General features: G+C 55.2%; 16 protein-coding genes. 12 read left to right on the plus strand and 4 right to left on the minus strand.

Annotation, left to right across the window (positions count from 1 at the left end; genetic code table 11):
• Positions 1 to 21: 21 nt before the first annotated feature.
• Positions 22 to 942: an RluA family pseudouridine synthase gene (locus HOO88_00820; protein ID NOU35310.1), complete on the minus strand. Its 921-nt coding sequence runs from the start codon at positions 940 to 942 to the stop codon at positions 22 to 24.
• Positions 943 to 1060: 118 nt separating this feature from the next.
• On the opposite strand from HOO88_00820, the gene HOO88_00825 reads away from it, so the two are divergent.
• Together HOO88_00825 and HOO88_00830 are read left to right on the plus strand one after the other, a co-directional pair.
• The gene (locus HOO88_00825; GenBank protein NOU35311.1) at positions 1061 to 1936 is read left to right on the plus strand and encodes a hypothetical protein; all 876 of its coding nucleotides are present in this window, start codon (positions 1061 to 1063) and stop codon (positions 1934 to 1936) included.
• A gap of 77 nt (positions 1937 to 2013) precedes the next feature.
• Positions 2014 to 3135, plus strand: a complete 1122-nt coding sequence (locus HOO88_00830) for a Fic family protein (GenBank protein NOU35312.1) — start codon at positions 2014 to 2016, stop codon at positions 3133 to 3135.
• Between the two features lie 131 nt (positions 3136 to 3266).
• Here HOO88_00830 and HOO88_00835 read toward each other — a convergent pair whose 3' ends face one another.
• From HOO88_00835 to proB, 3 genes are all read right to left on the minus strand, one after another.
• A complete protein-coding gene (locus HOO88_00835) occupies positions 3267 to 4487 on the minus strand; it encodes a hypothetical protein (GenBank protein NOU35313.1) in 1221 nt (406 codons plus the stop codon).
• A 48-nt stretch (positions 4488 to 4535) separates the two neighbouring features.
• Positions 4536 to 5792 (minus strand): glutamate-5-semialdehyde dehydrogenase, encoded by a 1257-nt coding sequence (locus tag HOO88_00840; protein NOU35314.1) that lies wholly within the window; start codon positions 5790 to 5792, stop codon positions 4536 to 4538.
• 70 nt (positions 5793 to 5862) lie between these two features.
• Entirely contained in the window at positions 5863 to 6642 is a 780-nt protein-coding gene (gene proB / locus HOO88_00845; protein ID NOU35315.1) for a glutamate 5-kinase, read from the minus strand.
• A gap of 16 nt (positions 6643 to 6658) precedes the next feature.
• On the opposite strand from proB, the gene rsmD reads away from it, so the two are divergent.
• From rsmD to fabF, 10 genes are all read left to right on the plus strand, one after another.
• Positions 6659 to 7270, plus strand: coding sequence for a 16S rRNA (guanine(966)-N(2))-methyltransferase RsmD (gene rsmD, locus HOO88_00850; GenBank protein ID NOU35316.1), 612 nt, complete (start codon positions 6659 to 6661; stop codon positions 7268 to 7270).
• Positions 7267 to 7749 carry a pantetheine-phosphate adenylyltransferase gene (gene coaD, locus HOO88_00855; GenBank protein NOU35317.1) on the plus strand — a complete coding sequence of 161 codons (483 nt, stop codon included), beginning with the start codon at positions 7267 to 7269 and terminating at the stop codon, positions 7747 to 7749. The genes rsmD and coaD overlap by 4 nt, the downstream gene beginning before the upstream one ends.
• An 8-nt stretch (positions 7750 to 7757) precedes the next feature.
• Entirely contained in the window at positions 7758 to 8219 is a 462-nt protein-coding gene (locus HOO88_00860; protein ID NOU35318.1) for a DUF177 domain-containing protein, read from the plus strand.
• Positions 8220 to 8292: 73 nt separating this feature from the next.
• Entirely contained in the window at positions 8293 to 8478 is a 186-nt protein-coding gene (rpmF, locus tag HOO88_00865; protein ID NOU35319.1) for a 50S ribosomal protein L32, read from the plus strand.
• Positions 8479 to 8481: 3 nt separating this feature from the next.
• Complete coding sequence (gene plsX / locus HOO88_00870) at positions 8482 to 9498, plus strand: phosphate acyltransferase PlsX (protein NOU35320.1); 1017 nt, start codon at positions 8482 to 8484, stop codon at positions 9496 to 9498.
• Between the two features lie 13 nt (positions 9499 to 9511).
• Positions 9512 to 10495, plus strand: coding sequence for a ketoacyl-ACP synthase III (locus HOO88_00875; protein NOU35321.1), 984 nt, complete (start codon positions 9512 to 9514; stop codon positions 10493 to 10495).
• The gene (gene fabD / locus HOO88_00880) at positions 10492 to 11397 is read left to right on the plus strand and encodes an ACP S-malonyltransferase (GenBank protein NOU35322.1); all 906 of its coding nucleotides are present in this window, start codon (positions 10492 to 10494) and stop codon (positions 11395 to 11397) included. Before HOO88_00875 ends, fabD begins: the two co-directional genes overlap by 4 nt.
• A gap of 40 nt (positions 11398 to 11437) precedes the next feature.
• Complete coding sequence (gene fabG / locus HOO88_00885) at positions 11438 to 12184, plus strand: 3-oxoacyl-[acyl-carrier-protein] reductase (GenBank protein ID NOU35323.1); 747 nt, start codon at positions 11438 to 11440, stop codon at positions 12182 to 12184.
• A gap of 45 nt (positions 12185 to 12229) precedes the next feature.
• Positions 12230 to 12469, plus strand: coding sequence for an acyl carrier protein (acpP, locus tag HOO88_00890; protein NOU35324.1), 240 nt, complete (start codon positions 12230 to 12232; stop codon positions 12467 to 12469).
• Between the two features lie 76 nt (positions 12470 to 12545).
• A complete protein-coding gene (fabF, locus tag HOO88_00895) occupies positions 12546 to 13787 on the plus strand; it encodes a beta-ketoacyl-ACP synthase II (GenBank protein NOU35325.1) in 1242 nt (413 codons plus the stop codon).
• Positions 13788 to 13791: the final 4 nt, after the last annotated feature.

Raw genomic sequence — 13791 nt, forward strand, 5'->3', positions numbered from 1 at the left:
CGTTCTCCTTCCGGATCGTGTTTATTTTTTATTTCCCAAACGCAACTGCGTGAGCAGGGCTTCCATATCAGCCGGAAGCGGCGCTTCAAACGTCATCGGTTTTCCAGAGATTGGATGGTTCAGTGAAAGCTTTGCGGCGTGCAGCATCTGACGGTCAGCTTTAATCGTCGAAGCCCGTCCGCGGCCATAAACCGTGTCGCCGATCACCGGATGTTTGATATGCGCCATATGAACGCGGATCTGATGCGTCCGGCCCGTTTCAATCTTTATCTGCACCAGCGCCGCCTCGCCGAGCGGTTCCATCACTTCGAAATGGGAAACCGCCTCGCGGCCGTTACGGACATTCGCCGCCATTTTTTTGCGGTGGATCGGATGCCGCCCGATCGTCGTTTCGACCGTACCGCGCTTGCCGTACGGAACGCCCCAGACGATCGTCAGATATTCCTTGGCCGTCTCGCGCTCCTTAAACTGCCGCGCCAGCTCGTTCATCGCCTTTTCGTTCTTGGCGACCACCATCACGCCGCTGGTGTCCTTGTCCAGCCGGTGAACAATGCCGGGGCGCTTTTCGCCGCCGATGCCGGTCAGGTCTTTGCAATGGTGGAGCAGGGCGTTCACCAGCGTACCGGTTTCGTTGCCGACCGCCGGATGCACCACCAGCCCGGCGGGCTTGTTGATGACGATCATGTTGCGGTCTTCGTAGAGCACGTTCAGGGAAATATTTTCCGCCTGCGGTGTGGCGGCCGACGGATCGGGAACCGACCACTCCGCGCGGTCACCGGCGCGGATTTTCTGGTTCGCCTTGGACGGCGCGCCGTTGACAGTGACGCGGCCGTCTTTAATCAGTGACTGCCAGCGCGACCGCGAATGTTCGGGTACTGCTTCCGCCAGCCATGTATCCAGCCGCGCTTCCGGTTTCTCTGCAATTTTTTCCATAAGGCGCATGTTAACCCTGAAGCCGCTAAAGAACACACATTTAAATTACCGGATTGCGGAACGGCGCCATTTTTAGTTATCTGCCCGCAGAACTGCGGGAAGTTAAACCTTAATCGAAGGAGCGTTCATGAAATCTGTCTTCGCCAAAATCTGTCTGGTTCTCTCGTTCGCCGCGCAGGCCCACGCATACCTCGCCGTTCCGGTCGTGGCCGGACATTATCCAGCGGGTGCCGAAGGCATCAAAGGCGCATCGCTTCCGCCGCCCGGCGTGTACTTCCGCGACTACAATATGTTCTATTTCGCCGACACGTTTCAGGATGGCCCGGATTTCGATATCAAAGCCTACATCAACGCTCCGCGTCTGATCTGGATGACGGATAAGAAAATTTTCGGCGCGCAGTACGGAATGGACGTGATCGTTCCTTTGGTTTCCATGGACTGGACCAGGGGCGGCGCCAGCGACCGTTATTCGGGTATGGGCGACATCCAGATCGAACCGCTGCTTCTTTCGTGGAAGTTCAAACAGTTCGACCTTGCGGCGGGTTATGCAGTCTGGGTGCCGACCGGCGACTACGATCCCAACCGGCCGGATCTGGTCTCGAAAGGTTTCTGGTCGCACATGCTGACGCTCGGCGGCACCTGGTATCCGGACAAAGAAAAAACCTGGGCCATGTCACTGCTCAACCGCTACGAATTCTGTCATGAGCAGAAAGATACACACACCGATCCCGGCCAGGTATTCACCACCGAATGGGGTCTCAGCAAAAGCCTGCGCCCCGGCCTCGACATCGGCTTTATCGGCTATTACCAGCAGCAGGTCACCGAAGATTCCGGACGGATGGCGACTCACGAACTGGATCGTAAAATCGGTGCCGGCCCCGAAATCTCCGCCTTCTGCCCGAAGCTCGGACTGTTTGCCTCGCTTCGCTACGCCCGTGAATTCGACGCCGTCGAACGGCCCGAAGGCGATCTGATCACGCTGACACTGACCAAGCCGTTCTGAGGATTGGGCTATAAAAAGCTTTTCTATAGCTCATAAAAATGGTCTTTTGTGGGCTATAGAAGAAAGGTTTATAGCTCATGAAATGGAATTGGCAGCAAGAGAACTGGCCGGACTTTACGTTTGATTCCGCCGCGCTGACTGCGCTGGAAGCGAAGTTTCTGACTGCTTCCGGCGTTCTGCTCGGAACCTGCAAGCACCTTGATAGCGGAGAGCTGAAAGCACTGACCGTTGAGCTGATGAGCGAAGAGGCACTGAAAACCTCCGAGATCGAGGGTGAATTTTTGAGTCGGGACAGCCTTCAGTCGTCAATCCGTCGGCAGTTCGGTTTGCAGACCGACAGTCGTAAAGTTCCTCTTGCCGAGCAGGGCATTGCTGAAATGACCGTTCAGGTTTATCAGACGTGGGCGGAACTGCTTACGGACGAAACTCTTTTCCGTTGGCACGCCATGTTGACACAAGGTCGGCGTGACCTCACCGACCTCGGATGTTACCGCACCTCCTTTGAGCAGATGCAGGTGGTTTCCGGTTCGGTTGACCGCCGGAAAGTACATTTTGAGGCTCCGCCTTCAAAAGTTGTTCCGCAGGAAATGACAGCTTTCAACGCTTGGTTTAACCGCACAGCACCCGGCGGGAAACAGCCTTTGCCTGCGCTGACCCGCGCCGGGATCGCCCATCTTTATTTCGTCAGTGTCCATCCATTTGAAGACGGCAATGGACGAATCGGGCGCGCCATCGCCGAAAAGTCGTTGGCGCAGAATCTGCAACGTCCGACGCTGATCGCGTTGGCGCACACCATTGAAGCAAAGCGTAAGGCCTATTACTCCGCGTTGGAGCGGATTAACCAGCATCTGGAAATCACCGACTGGCTGGTTTATTTCGCGAACACAGTTCTGGATGCACAGGAATACACGATTCGTTGCGTCGAATTCCTGATCGAAAAAGCCAGACTATACGACCGGCTGGCCGGTGCTTTGAACGAGCGACAGCAGAAAGTGCTCGCCCGTATGTTTAAAGAAGGGCTTTCCGGCTTCAAAGGCGGACTCAGCGCTGAGAACTATATCCGCATCACCAAAACCTCGGCATCCACAGCGACCCGCGACCTTCAAGACCTGGTCGCCAAAAGAGCTCTGCGCCGTACCGGCGAACTGAAACAAACGCGCTACCACCTGAACCTGCCGGGTCATCCCGTCGCGCCGTAGAATTTCGAAGGCGGATGGAAAACGGAATTGTCAAATTATCGGACCGACCCCGTTCCCGACCCCGTTCCTGCTTGAATGCGAGACAACCTCAGTTTGGTTTTCTAAAATTCATTGGCTGACCCCTGCCCCGTTCATTCGGTATTTTCAATTTTGCGTAGCAGCATTCCTTCGTCCTTAAAATCACCAAGAGTTTCTATGGAAACTTTGAATGTGACGAGGACGCCCTTATTTCGGCTGATGAACAAGTTTTTGTCTGGTACGCGGATCCACGTCTCATCCTGTTCTAGGAGGGAATTGGCCGGAATATCAAGAGATACGGAAGCTACATTTATATTGTCAGATAGTTGATCTTGGATCGCGGTGTATTCAAGAGGAGTGTGATACTTAACCCAAGCTTCTTCTGTCACCTTGTACACAAGTGGATCAGCAAGAAATTCGCGCCATTTTTCAGGTGATATGAGTTTGAATTTCCAGTTCGAGTAATCCAATTTGATCTGTAGTGATTCCTGAGGATTATGCGGAATCATGTTACGATCCCATAGGTTGGTGAACACCTCCATTATTTTAAAAGTAGTTGTTCCGTTATTCGTCGAAAACAGATACTCATCAAGCGTTCGCGGGATCACGTCACCTGCATCGAGATTCATCTTCATTCCGAAGTGAAGTAATACTTTTGGCTTAATGAGCATCACGGGAATTTTTATGTCTTCACGCCATCTTCTAGACTGCGCGTCCTGAATGGAAGAAAGGCCGATTCCCAAAGATTCGGCCAGCGCTTTCGCCGGTCTTGTAAAGCTGGCATTACAAACAAGAACGCCTTTGGAGGCACCGCTATCGGCAAGGATTTTGGCAAACTCTAATACCACACCCTCGTCAACCAAAGAGGAGCCCGGATAGGCATTTACTATTGTTAAAATCTCTTGGCCTGCCTGAACGGATCGAATGCTAACATCTACAACGTGAACCGTGTCGCTGGTGAGAGATGGTATGCTTGCACGCAGTCGAATAATTGCTTGTGGATTTAAATCGCCGTATATCTTGGCGACGATGGCTTTGTAGGCCATTTCATCTTCTGGAGAAAGCGGGGTGCCCGAGTTTTCAGCACGTTGCTTAAGCGATGCCATCAAATCGTTTGTGGCCGTTTCGCTGATTACAGAGAGAGTATAGAACCCACCCCAACAAATGATTGTTATTAGGATCAGCAGGGGTTTTTTGCCGTCGGGCCACCTGAGGATGGACCAGCGATTTCTGGCGGACTTAGTGAAGCTGGTTCCGATCAACACCGTCAGGATTGTGCCTAAGAAGGCAAGAAGGTAGCGAACAGATGTTAGAATAGTATCAGGAATATTCACGGGTTGTTTTTAGGCATGCATTTTTTCGCGCAAAACACACATCTCTTTTTATTGCCGAATCTGGCCGGAGCCGGAGATGACGTATTTGTAGGTGGTCAGTTCTTCGAGTCCCATGGGGCCGCGGGCGTGGAGTTTGTCGGTGCTGATTCCAATCTCTGCACCCATGCCGAATTCGCCGCCGTCGGTGAAGCGCGTTGAGGCGTTGACGTACACGGTGGCGGAATCAACCTGCGCCAGAAATTTTTTCGCCGCTTTTGCGTCGGTGGTGACGATGGCGTCGGAATGCTGCGAGCCGTAGGTGTTGATGTGGTCAATGGCGGCCTTCACGTTTTTGACGATGCGGATGGAGAGAATCAGCTCCAGATATTCGGCGTACCAGTCTTCTTCGGTGGCGGGTTTAATCGCCGCGTCAAATTTCTGCACCGCTTCGTCGCCGCGCAGTTCGACGCCGAGCCGTTTGAAGCGGGCGATCATGCGGGGCAGGAAGGCGTCGGCGATATCTTTATGGACAAGCAGCGTTTCCATGGCGTTGCAGACGCCGGGGCGCTGGCACTTGGCGTTTTCGGCGATGGCGAGCGCCATGTCGATATCGGCTTTAGCGTCCACGAAGGTGTGGCAGACGCCTTTGTAGTGCTTGATGACAGGAACCCAGGCCATTTCGGTGACGGCTTTGATGAGGCTTTCGCCGCCGCGGGGCATAATCAGGTCAATCTTGCCGACCATCTGGGCCAATTCACGCACGGCGTCGCGGTCGGTGGTTTCGACCAGCTGAATCGCGTCGGCGGGCATTTTCTTTTTCTTGCCGCCGTCGCGCAGAGCTTTGGCGATCGCCGCGTTGGAATACATCGCTTCCTTGCCGCCGCGCAGGATAACGGCGTTAGCGGTTTTAAAGCAGAGCGAAGCGGCTTCGGCGGTAACGTTAGGCCGCGATTCAAAAATGATGGCGATCACGCCGATCGGCACACGGACTTTTTTAATCTGCAGTCCGTTGGGGCGCTGGATGGTGGCGAGCTTTTTGCCGACGGGATCTTTCAGGGCGGCGACTTCGCGCAGACCTTTGATCATGCCGTCGATGCGGGCATCGGTCAGCGTAAGCCGGTCGAGCATCGCGGCGGAAAGTCCGGCTTCGCGTCCGGCGGCGAGGTCTTTGGCGTTGGCTTCCTGGATTACGCCTTTCTGCGCGCCGATCTCGTCGGCCATCGCTTCGAGAATGGCGTTTTTCTTTTTGGATGAAAGTTTCGCCAGCTCGCGCGACGCGTGAACCGCTTTGACACCCATTTCGATCATCTGGTCATGTAAGGTCATCTTCGATTTCCTCTCAACGTAGGACAGCCATCTTGGCTGTCCAGACAGGCTGGAAGCCTGTCCTACTTTTTTATCTCGAAACAATTAATGTGCCGGTATCTTTGCCGCCGAGTACGGACTGAATAATGCCGTCGGTCTGGCCGTCGGCGATAACGACAGGAATATTGGCCGCCGCCGCTTTTCCGGCGGACATGAGCTTGGATTTCATTCCGCCGGTGGAAAGTTCGCCGTTTTTGCCTTTATCGAGCGCGAGAATGTCGTCGGAAACCTGTTCGACGAAAGGTACGCGCTGTCCGGCGTCGTCTTTGAGTCCGTCGGTGGTGGAAAGCAGGATCAGCGCGTCGGCCTTGATAAGGATAGAGACGAGCGCGGCGAGCAGGTCGTTGTCGCCGAATTTGATTTCTTCGGTGGCGACGGTGTCGTTTTCGTTGATGACGGGAACAATGCCGTACTCGATCAGCTTGAGCAGGGTGTTCTGGGCGTTGGCGCGGCGCTCCTCGTCCTGAAAAATATCGTTGGTGAGCAAAACCTGGCCGACTTTGATGTGTTTCTGACCGAAGAGGTGGCTGTAGAGACTCATCAGGCGGCCTTGTCCGACGGCGGCGGCCATTTGGAGTTCGGGCAGGTCGGTCGGACGCTTGGTCATACCGAGCGCTTCGATGCCAGCGGCGATGGCGCCGGAGGAAACGAGAATCATTTCGCATCCGGCGTCGCGCTGGGCGGCGATTCCGGAAACCAGAGAAAAGATGCGTTCGTGGTCGGGCTTGCCGGTGGAGTCCACCAGTACACGGCTGCCGACTTTTACAACGATCCGTTTGGCCTTTTTCAGTTGGTTGCGTGTTTCTTTCATAGGAAGGGACGCATTATTGCCACGCCGTGCCGGAAAAGACAAACCGGTTATTGATATTCGGTTGTTTGCTGTTACATTGCGCGCCGTGCGAATTAACAGCGGCATTTTAGGCAGGCGGAATTTCAATGTTCCGAAGGACGGGTTGCGTCCGACGATGGAACAGGCGCGCGAAGGGGTCTTTTCGTCGCTGGCGGCGCGGGTTCCGGGAGCGCGGGTACTCGATCTGTTTGCCGGATCGGGCAGTCTGGGGTTGGAAGCGTGGAGTCGCGGCGCGGCCAGCGTGACAGCGGTCGAAAAAGTTTCCAAGCATTGGAAAACCCTGCAGGAAAACTTCCAAACCTTGGCTGGCGATCCGGATCTCGGAAGCTGGCAGGCCGTTCAGGCCGATGTTTACGAATTTATGAAACGCGGCACCGGACCGTTTGACTTGATCTTCGCCGACCCGCCTTATGAGGAGGCAGATTTGGCGAAACTGCTGGAAGCACTGGCCAGCGCGCTGGCCCCGGGCGGGTTATTGGTATTTGAAATGCGCTCCCGTGATGATTATAGTGTGCCGCCTGAGTGGAATCTGATTAAGGAGAAGCGCTACGGGGGAACCAAGATGCTTTTTCTGGAGCCGTTAAAATGAATAAAAAAGCAATTTATGCCGGAACGTTCGATCCGATGACGCTGGGCCACCTCGATGTGGTGGAGCGCGCCGCTAAGATTTTTCCGGAGTTGATCGTGGCGGTGACCGCCGTGACCGGTAAGAACACCCTGTTTTCTCAGGAAGAGCGCGTCGAACTGGTGAAAAAGTCGGTTTCCGGGCTGGCGAATGTAAAGGTGACGCTCTTTGACGGCCTGCTGGTGGAATATGCCCGGTCGCAGGGCGTCGGCGTATTGATCCGCGGACTGCGGGCCTTTTCGGACTTTGAATACGAATTTCAAATGGCGCTGACCAACCGTCGGCTGGCACCGGATATCGAAACGCTCTTCCTGATGCCGAAGCAGGATTACAGCTTCCTCAGTTCGACCAACGTCAAGCAGGTCGCCTCGCTCGGCGGCGATGTGTCTGAGTTTGTGCCAGCAGCCGTTTTGGCGGCTTTAACCCGTAAACTGAAACGGTAAATCCTCCCATGATCATCAACGTAGCCCATATTCCCGAGTCGGGACGGAAGTTTCATGAAGAGGAGCCGGGAGAGATTCTCGGGCTGAGTGAAGCGGACGAGTTTTATGCGGCGGGGCCGGTGAGCTGTGACCTCTATGCTCAGGTGGTGGATGAAACGCTGATTGTCCGGGGAACCGTGTCGGTTCCGCTGAAGGCGCACTGTGCACGATGCACGCAAATTTTCTCGACAACCGCCACTGATTCCGGTTTCCTGCGCGACTTCTCCGGCATTCAAGGGACAGAGGAAGTGGATGTTACAGAGGATATCCGCGAGGCGATTCTTCTGAGTTTACCGCACTTTCCGCTTTGCGACGAAGGGTGCAAGGGGCTTTGTCCGCAGTGCGGTAAAAGCCTGAACGGCGAGCCGTGCGGATGCGGGAAGATCGAGAAGGGCGTGGCGTGGAGCGCGCTCAATAGTTTGAAATTGTAATGGAAAAGCAGAACGGGGCTGGGGTACTATGCCGAGCCTTTATAGAAAAGCAGTTTAGCGGGAGATTGTAGAAATGGCCCTACCAAAAAGAAAATCATCGAAAAGCAGAACGAGACGCACCAAAGCCGAAAACATGAAGCGCAAGCTGAATAATGCCGGGTTTGATGCCGAAAGCGGAGCCCCCGCGCTGCCGCATCGCGTATGCCCGACCACCGGCAAATATAAAGGCCGTCAGGTTATTACCGTCTCTGACGAGTAAGTCATGCGTATCGCAATTGATGCCATGGGCGGCGATTTCGCCCCTCGTGAGATTGTTAAAGGAGCCGTTGAGGCGGCCCGCGGTCTTTCCGGGATTGAAAAGCTGTTCCTTGTTGGCGATGAAACGGCTATTAAAGCCGAGCTCGCACTGTACGGAAAAATTCCCGCCTGCATTGAAATCCGCCACGCATCCGAAGTGGTTGAGATGGGCGACTCGCCCGCGCTGGCTTTGCGCCGCAAAAAAGACTCTTCCATCATGCGCTCCGTTGAGCTGGTTAAAGCCGGCGAGGCCGATGCGATTTATTCTGCCGGAAGCACCGGGGCGGCTGTCGGCGCCAGCCAGCTTCGTCTGCGGACGATGGATAAAGTGGATCGTCCGGCCATTGCCACCGTTATGCCTTCTATTAAAGGGCCGTTCGTCCTGCTGGACGCCGGAGCGACGCCGGACTGCACTCCGAAAATGCTGGCCGAGTTTGCTATCATGGGCAGCATCTACGCTGAGCATATTCTGAACATCGCCAATCCGCGCGTCGGCTTGATGAGTATCGGCGAAGAGGATTCCAAGGGCAGTAAATCAACCAAAGAAGCTTTCCAAATTCTGGAGAAGACGCCGCTCAATTTTATCGGCAACGTGGAAAGCCACGACATGTTCGAAGGCGCCGTTGATGTGGTGGTTTGCGACGGGTTTGTCGGCAATGTGGTTTTAAAAACCGCCGAAGGCGCCGCGCACGCCATGATTCAATGGATTAAAGAATCTTTTTCCGCGTCGCTGATCCGCAAAATCGGTGCCGGAATCCTGAAAGCCTCAGGAGCTTTCGCTGAACTGAAGAAAAAAACCGATTCGGAAGCCTATGGCGGCGCACCGCTGCTGGGCGTTAAAGGGATTTGTATCATCGGTCACGGCTCGTCGTCCTCTTTTGCTGTCTATAACGCCATTCGTGTGGCGGGCACGGCAATCGAACAGAAGGTAAATCAGCTGATTGAAGCGAAGATCAACGAGGTTTTCAAAGACGGTGAGTAAAACAGCCAACAGTTTGCGTACGGTTTCGATTATTGGAACCGGCACCTATCTTCCGGAAAAAACGGTGACGAACCGTGATCTGGAAAAAATCGTCGATACCAACGATGAATGGATTTATTCGCGAACCGGTATGCGCGAACGCCGGATTGCCCGGGCCGATCAGGCGACGTCCGATCTGGCAACCGAAGCCGCGAAAGCGGCGCTGGCCGATGCCGGTATCGGCGCCGACGAAGTGGATCTGCTGATCGTCGCCACGCTTTCTCCTGATATGTTTTTCCCGAGCACCGCCTGCTTCGTGCAGGATAAAATCGGTGCAAAGAACGCCTATTGCTACGACCTTGGAGCGGCCTGCTCCGGTTCACTCTATGCTCTCGAAACCGCCAAAAACCAGATCGCCTGCGGCGCGATTGAAACAGCGCTGATTATCGGCGCAGAAAAAATGAGCACGTTTGTTGACTGGAAAGACCGCAACACCTGCGTACTTTTCGGCGACGGGGCCGGCGCGTTAGTTCTTCGCGCCACCGGCGCAAAGCGCGGCATCATGAAAGGCGTGTTCGGTTCCGACGGTTCGCTGGCGCACCAGCTCTGGACTCCCGGCGGCGGATCGCGCAATCCGATGACGCACGAAATGCTCGACCGGAATGAGCAGTATTTGAAGATGGAAGGGCGCGAAGTTTATAAACACGCCGTGACCCAGATGACAAAATCCTCGCTCGACGCGCTCGAAAAGAACGGTGTCACCTCCGACGACATCAAATGTTTTATTCCGCATCAGGCCAACGCCCGCATCATCAACGCCATCGGCTCGCGTCTCGGCGTAGAAGACCGGATGTTCCTGAATGTGGAAAAATACGCCAACACCTCGGCGGCCGCTCTGCCGATCGCCATTGATGAAGCAGTCAAATCCGGGCAGGTCGCCAAAGGCGATCTGATGCTACTGGTCGCGTTCGGCGGCGGCTTCACCTGGGGCGCTAATATTGTGGAGTGGACAAAATGAAGAAAGCCATCCTTTTTCCCGGACAGGGCTCGCAGTCGGTCGGCATGGGCCGTGATTTCTACGACACGATTCCGGAGTGCAAAGCGCTTTTCGAAAAAGCCAACGAAGTCCTCGGCTACGACATTGCCGCGATCTGCTTCGACGGACCGGAAGAAGAGCTGAAAAAATCGCACAATACTCAGCCAGCGATTTTTACCGTTAGCGCCGCCGCCTTCAAAGCGATGCAGCTCAAAAAGCCGGAACTTAAATTTGATTATGCCGCCGGACACAGCCTTGGCGAGTGGGGCGCGCTTTACGCCGCCGGTGTAATTTCCTTTGAAGACACACTGCGCGTTCTCAAAGCGCGCGGAGAATTTATTCAGGCCGCCTGCATCGCCAATCCCGGTGCCATGCTGGCCGTTATCAATCTCGACCGCGCTGTGCTCGAAACGATCGCCGCCGAAACCGGCGTTACGCTGGCAAACATTAATTCGCCCGACCAGATTGTGCTTTCCGGAACGGCGGAAGGCATCGCCAAAGCCGAAGCGCTTTGCAAAGCCGCCGGGGCCAAACGCGCTTTGCCGCTTCCGGTTGCTGGGGCGTTCCATTCTCCACTGATGAAACCCGCTGCTGACCAGCTCGCCGGATTCCTGAAAACCATTACGCTGAATGAACCGTCCATTCCGGTTCTTTCGAATGTCACTGGTAAGCCGCATGAAGGTGTTGAGGCGATTCGCGCCAATATGATTGCTCAAATTACCGGTTCGGTGCGCTGGGTTGAGTCGATGCAGTGGCTTGCCGCACAAGGCGTTACTGAAGTGCTGGAATGCGGTCCGGGTAAAGTTCTGGCCGGTCTGATGAAGCGGATTGACAAGAACGTCGCCGTCTCTAACATAGGCGCCATTTCCGATCTGGAAGCCTGAACCGCAAGAGAAACGAAAACAGAGAATAAGGGGATTTTTCATGGGACAGTTTGATGGAAAAGTTGCATTGGTAACCGGAGCCGCCCGCGGTATCGGTCAGGCGATTGCGTTGAAGCTTGCCGCCGATGGCGCCGATCTCGCGCTTTGCGATCTCAAAGCCGAGTGGCTCGAAGAAACCGCCGGAAAAGTCAAAGCGCTTGGTCGCCGTGCGGAGTGCTACAGCGTGGACGTCAGCAGTGCCGACGGCGTGGACGCCACAGTCAAAAAAATCGAAGCCGACTTCGGCAAAGCGGTAGATGTTCTGGTAAACAATGCGGGGATTACCAAAGATGGTCTGATCATGCGTATGAGCGAAGCCGACTGGGATGCCGTGATGAACGTGAATCTTAAAGGCGTGTTCCTCTTCACCAAAGCCGCAATGCGCGGCATGATGAAGCAGCGTTCCGGCAGTATCGTCAACATCGCCTCGATCATCGGCCTCATCGGCAACCCCGGCCAGGCCAATTATGCGGCCTCCAAGGGCGCGGTGATCTCGTTCACCAAGACCGTGGCCAAAGAACTTTCCAGCCGTAACGTCCGCTGTAACGCGGTTGCCCCCGGCTTTATCCGTACGAAAATGACGGACGCGCTTTCAGAAGAGGTGCAGCAAAAAATGCTCGCCAATATCCCGCTGGGCCGCTTCGGCGACCCTGAAGACGTGGCCAATGTGGTCGCTTTCCTGGCGGGGGACGCCTCAGGTTATGTCACCGGACAGGTGATTTCGACTTGCGGCGGCATGGTTATGTAGGTTAAAGAGACGTTCATTCAGGAGCCGAAACTAAGGAGAAATACTATGGCACTTGCAGACAAAGTAAAAGATATCATCGTTGAACAGCTTGGCGTAAATGCAGATCAGGTTACCCCGGCAGCATCATTCATCGAAGACCTCGGCGCCGACTCGCTCGACACCGTCGAACTCGTGATGGCTTTCGAAGAAGAATTCGGTGCGGAAATTCCGGATGAAGATGCTGAAAAGCTCACCTCCGTCGGCGCCGTCATCGACTATCTCAAGTCAAAAGGTCTTGGAGAATAAAGACCGCTTGTGATAAAAAAACCGGGAACCTTTAAGCGGGTTCCCGGCTTTTTTGTTTAATTTTCGGAGGAGTATTATGAGTCGTCGTAAAGTGGTTATTACTGGCATGGGCGCGATCACCCCGATCGGCAACAATCTCGCCGAATTTTGGGAAGGTCTTCAGGCGGGTCGCTCCGGCGGCGCAACCATTACCAAGATCGCGAATCTGGACGGCTTCACCTCGACGATTGCCGCCGAAATCAAAAACTTCGATCCCGAACAGTACATTTCGAAAAAAGAAGTCCGCAAAATGGATCCCTTCACCCAGTACGGGCTGATCGCCTCCATCATGGCCATGCAGGACTCCGGCCTCGATCTCGCCAAAGAAGATCTGGAGCGGATCGGCGTCATCGTTAGCACCGGTATCGGCGGACTGCAGATCATGGAAGCCTCGCAGGACACTTACCGCGAGCGCGGAGCCTCCCGCCTGTCCCCTTTCATTATTCCCGTCATGATCACCAACATCGTCGCCGGTCATGTCGCGATCCAGTACGGACTCAAAGGCCCTAATTTCTGCGTCACCAGCGCCTGTGCTTCAGCGACGCACTCGATCGGCGAAGCTCTGCGCATCATTCAGCACGGCGAAGCGGATGTCATGCTGGCGGGCGGAACCGAAGGTGCAATCACTCCGCTTGGCGTCGGCGGATTCTGCGCCCTGCGCGCGCTGACCACCCGTAACGACGATCCGGCCCGTGCCTCGCGTCCGTTCGATCTGAACCGCGACGGCTTCCTGATTGGCGAAGGCGCCGGTGTGATCGTCATCGAAAGCGAAGAGCATGCCAAAGCACGCGGCGCCAGAATTTACTGTGAACTCGCCGGTTACGGCCGCACCTGCGACGGGCACCACATCACCGCGCCGGATCCGGATGCCACACAGGCTGCCCGCGGCATGCGCCTTGCCTTTGAAGATGCCGGCCTGAAAGCCGAAGACATCGACTATGTTAACGCCCACGGAACCAGCACCTCGCTCAACGATAAGGGCGAAACGCTGGCGATCAAAAAAGCGCTCGGCGACCATGCCTATAAAGTGGCGGTCAGCTCCACCAAGTCGATGACCGGGCATCTGCTCGGAGCGGCTGGCGGCGTCGAAGCCATTATCTGTGCTTTGGCGATCAAGGAAGGTATCGTTCCGCCGACTATCAACTATGAAACGCCCGACCCGGACTGCGACCTCGACTACGTTCCGAACGTCGCCCGCAAGATGGAAGTGCGCGCCGCATTGAGCAACTCGCTCGGCTTCGGCGGACACAACGCCACGCTGTGCTTCAAAAAGGCATAAGGTT

The organism is Kiritimatiellaceae bacterium, from assembly GCA_013141415.1.
Lineage (GTDB): Bacteria > Verrucomicrobiota > Kiritimatiellia > Kiritimatiellales > Tichowtungiaceae > Tichowtungia.

Excerpts from the sequence above, each read along its gene's own strand:
- HOO88_00820 (NOU35310.1), bottom strand. The coding sequence starts at position 942 with ATGCGCCTTATGGAAAAAATTGCAGAGAAACCGGAAGCGCGGCTGGAT.
- HOO88_00825 (NOU35311.1), top strand. The coding sequence starts at position 1,061 with ATGAAATCTGTCTTCGCCAAAATCTGTCTGGTTCTCTCGTTCGCCGCG.
- HOO88_00830 (NOU35312.1), top strand. The coding sequence starts at position 2,014 with ATGAAATGGAATTGGCAGCAAGAGAACTGGCCGGACTTTACGTTTGAT.
- HOO88_00840 (NOU35314.1), bottom strand. The coding sequence starts at position 5,792 with ATGACCTTACATGACCAGATGATCGAAATGGGTGTCAAAGCGGTTCAC.
- proB (NOU35315.1), bottom strand. The coding sequence starts at position 6,642 with ATGAAAGAAACACGCAACCAACTGAAAAAGGCCAAACGGATCGTTGTA.
- coaD (NOU35317.1), top strand. The coding sequence starts at position 7,267 with ATGAATAAAAAAGCAATTTATGCCGGAACGTTCGATCCGATGACGCTG.
- HOO88_00860 (NOU35318.1), top strand. The coding sequence starts at position 7,758 with ATGATCATCAACGTAGCCCATATTCCCGAGTCGGGACGGAAGTTTCAT.
- rpmF (NOU35319.1), top strand. The coding sequence starts at position 8,293 with ATGGCCCTACCAAAAAGAAAATCATCGAAAAGCAGAACGAGACGCACC.
- plsX (NOU35320.1), top strand. The coding sequence starts at position 8,482 with ATGCGTATCGCAATTGATGCCATGGGCGGCGATTTCGCCCCTCGTGAG.
- fabD (NOU35322.1), top strand. The coding sequence starts at position 10,492 with ATGAAGAAAGCCATCCTTTTTCCCGGACAGGGCTCGCAGTCGGTCGGC.
- fabG (NOU35323.1), top strand. The coding sequence starts at position 11,438 with ATGGGACAGTTTGATGGAAAAGTTGCATTGGTAACCGGAGCCGCCCGC.
- acpP (NOU35324.1), top strand. The coding sequence starts at position 12,230 with ATGGCACTTGCAGACAAAGTAAAAGATATCATCGTTGAACAGCTTGGC.
- fabF (NOU35325.1), top strand. The coding sequence starts at position 12,546 with ATGAGTCGTCGTAAAGTGGTTATTACTGGCATGGGCGCGATCACCCCG.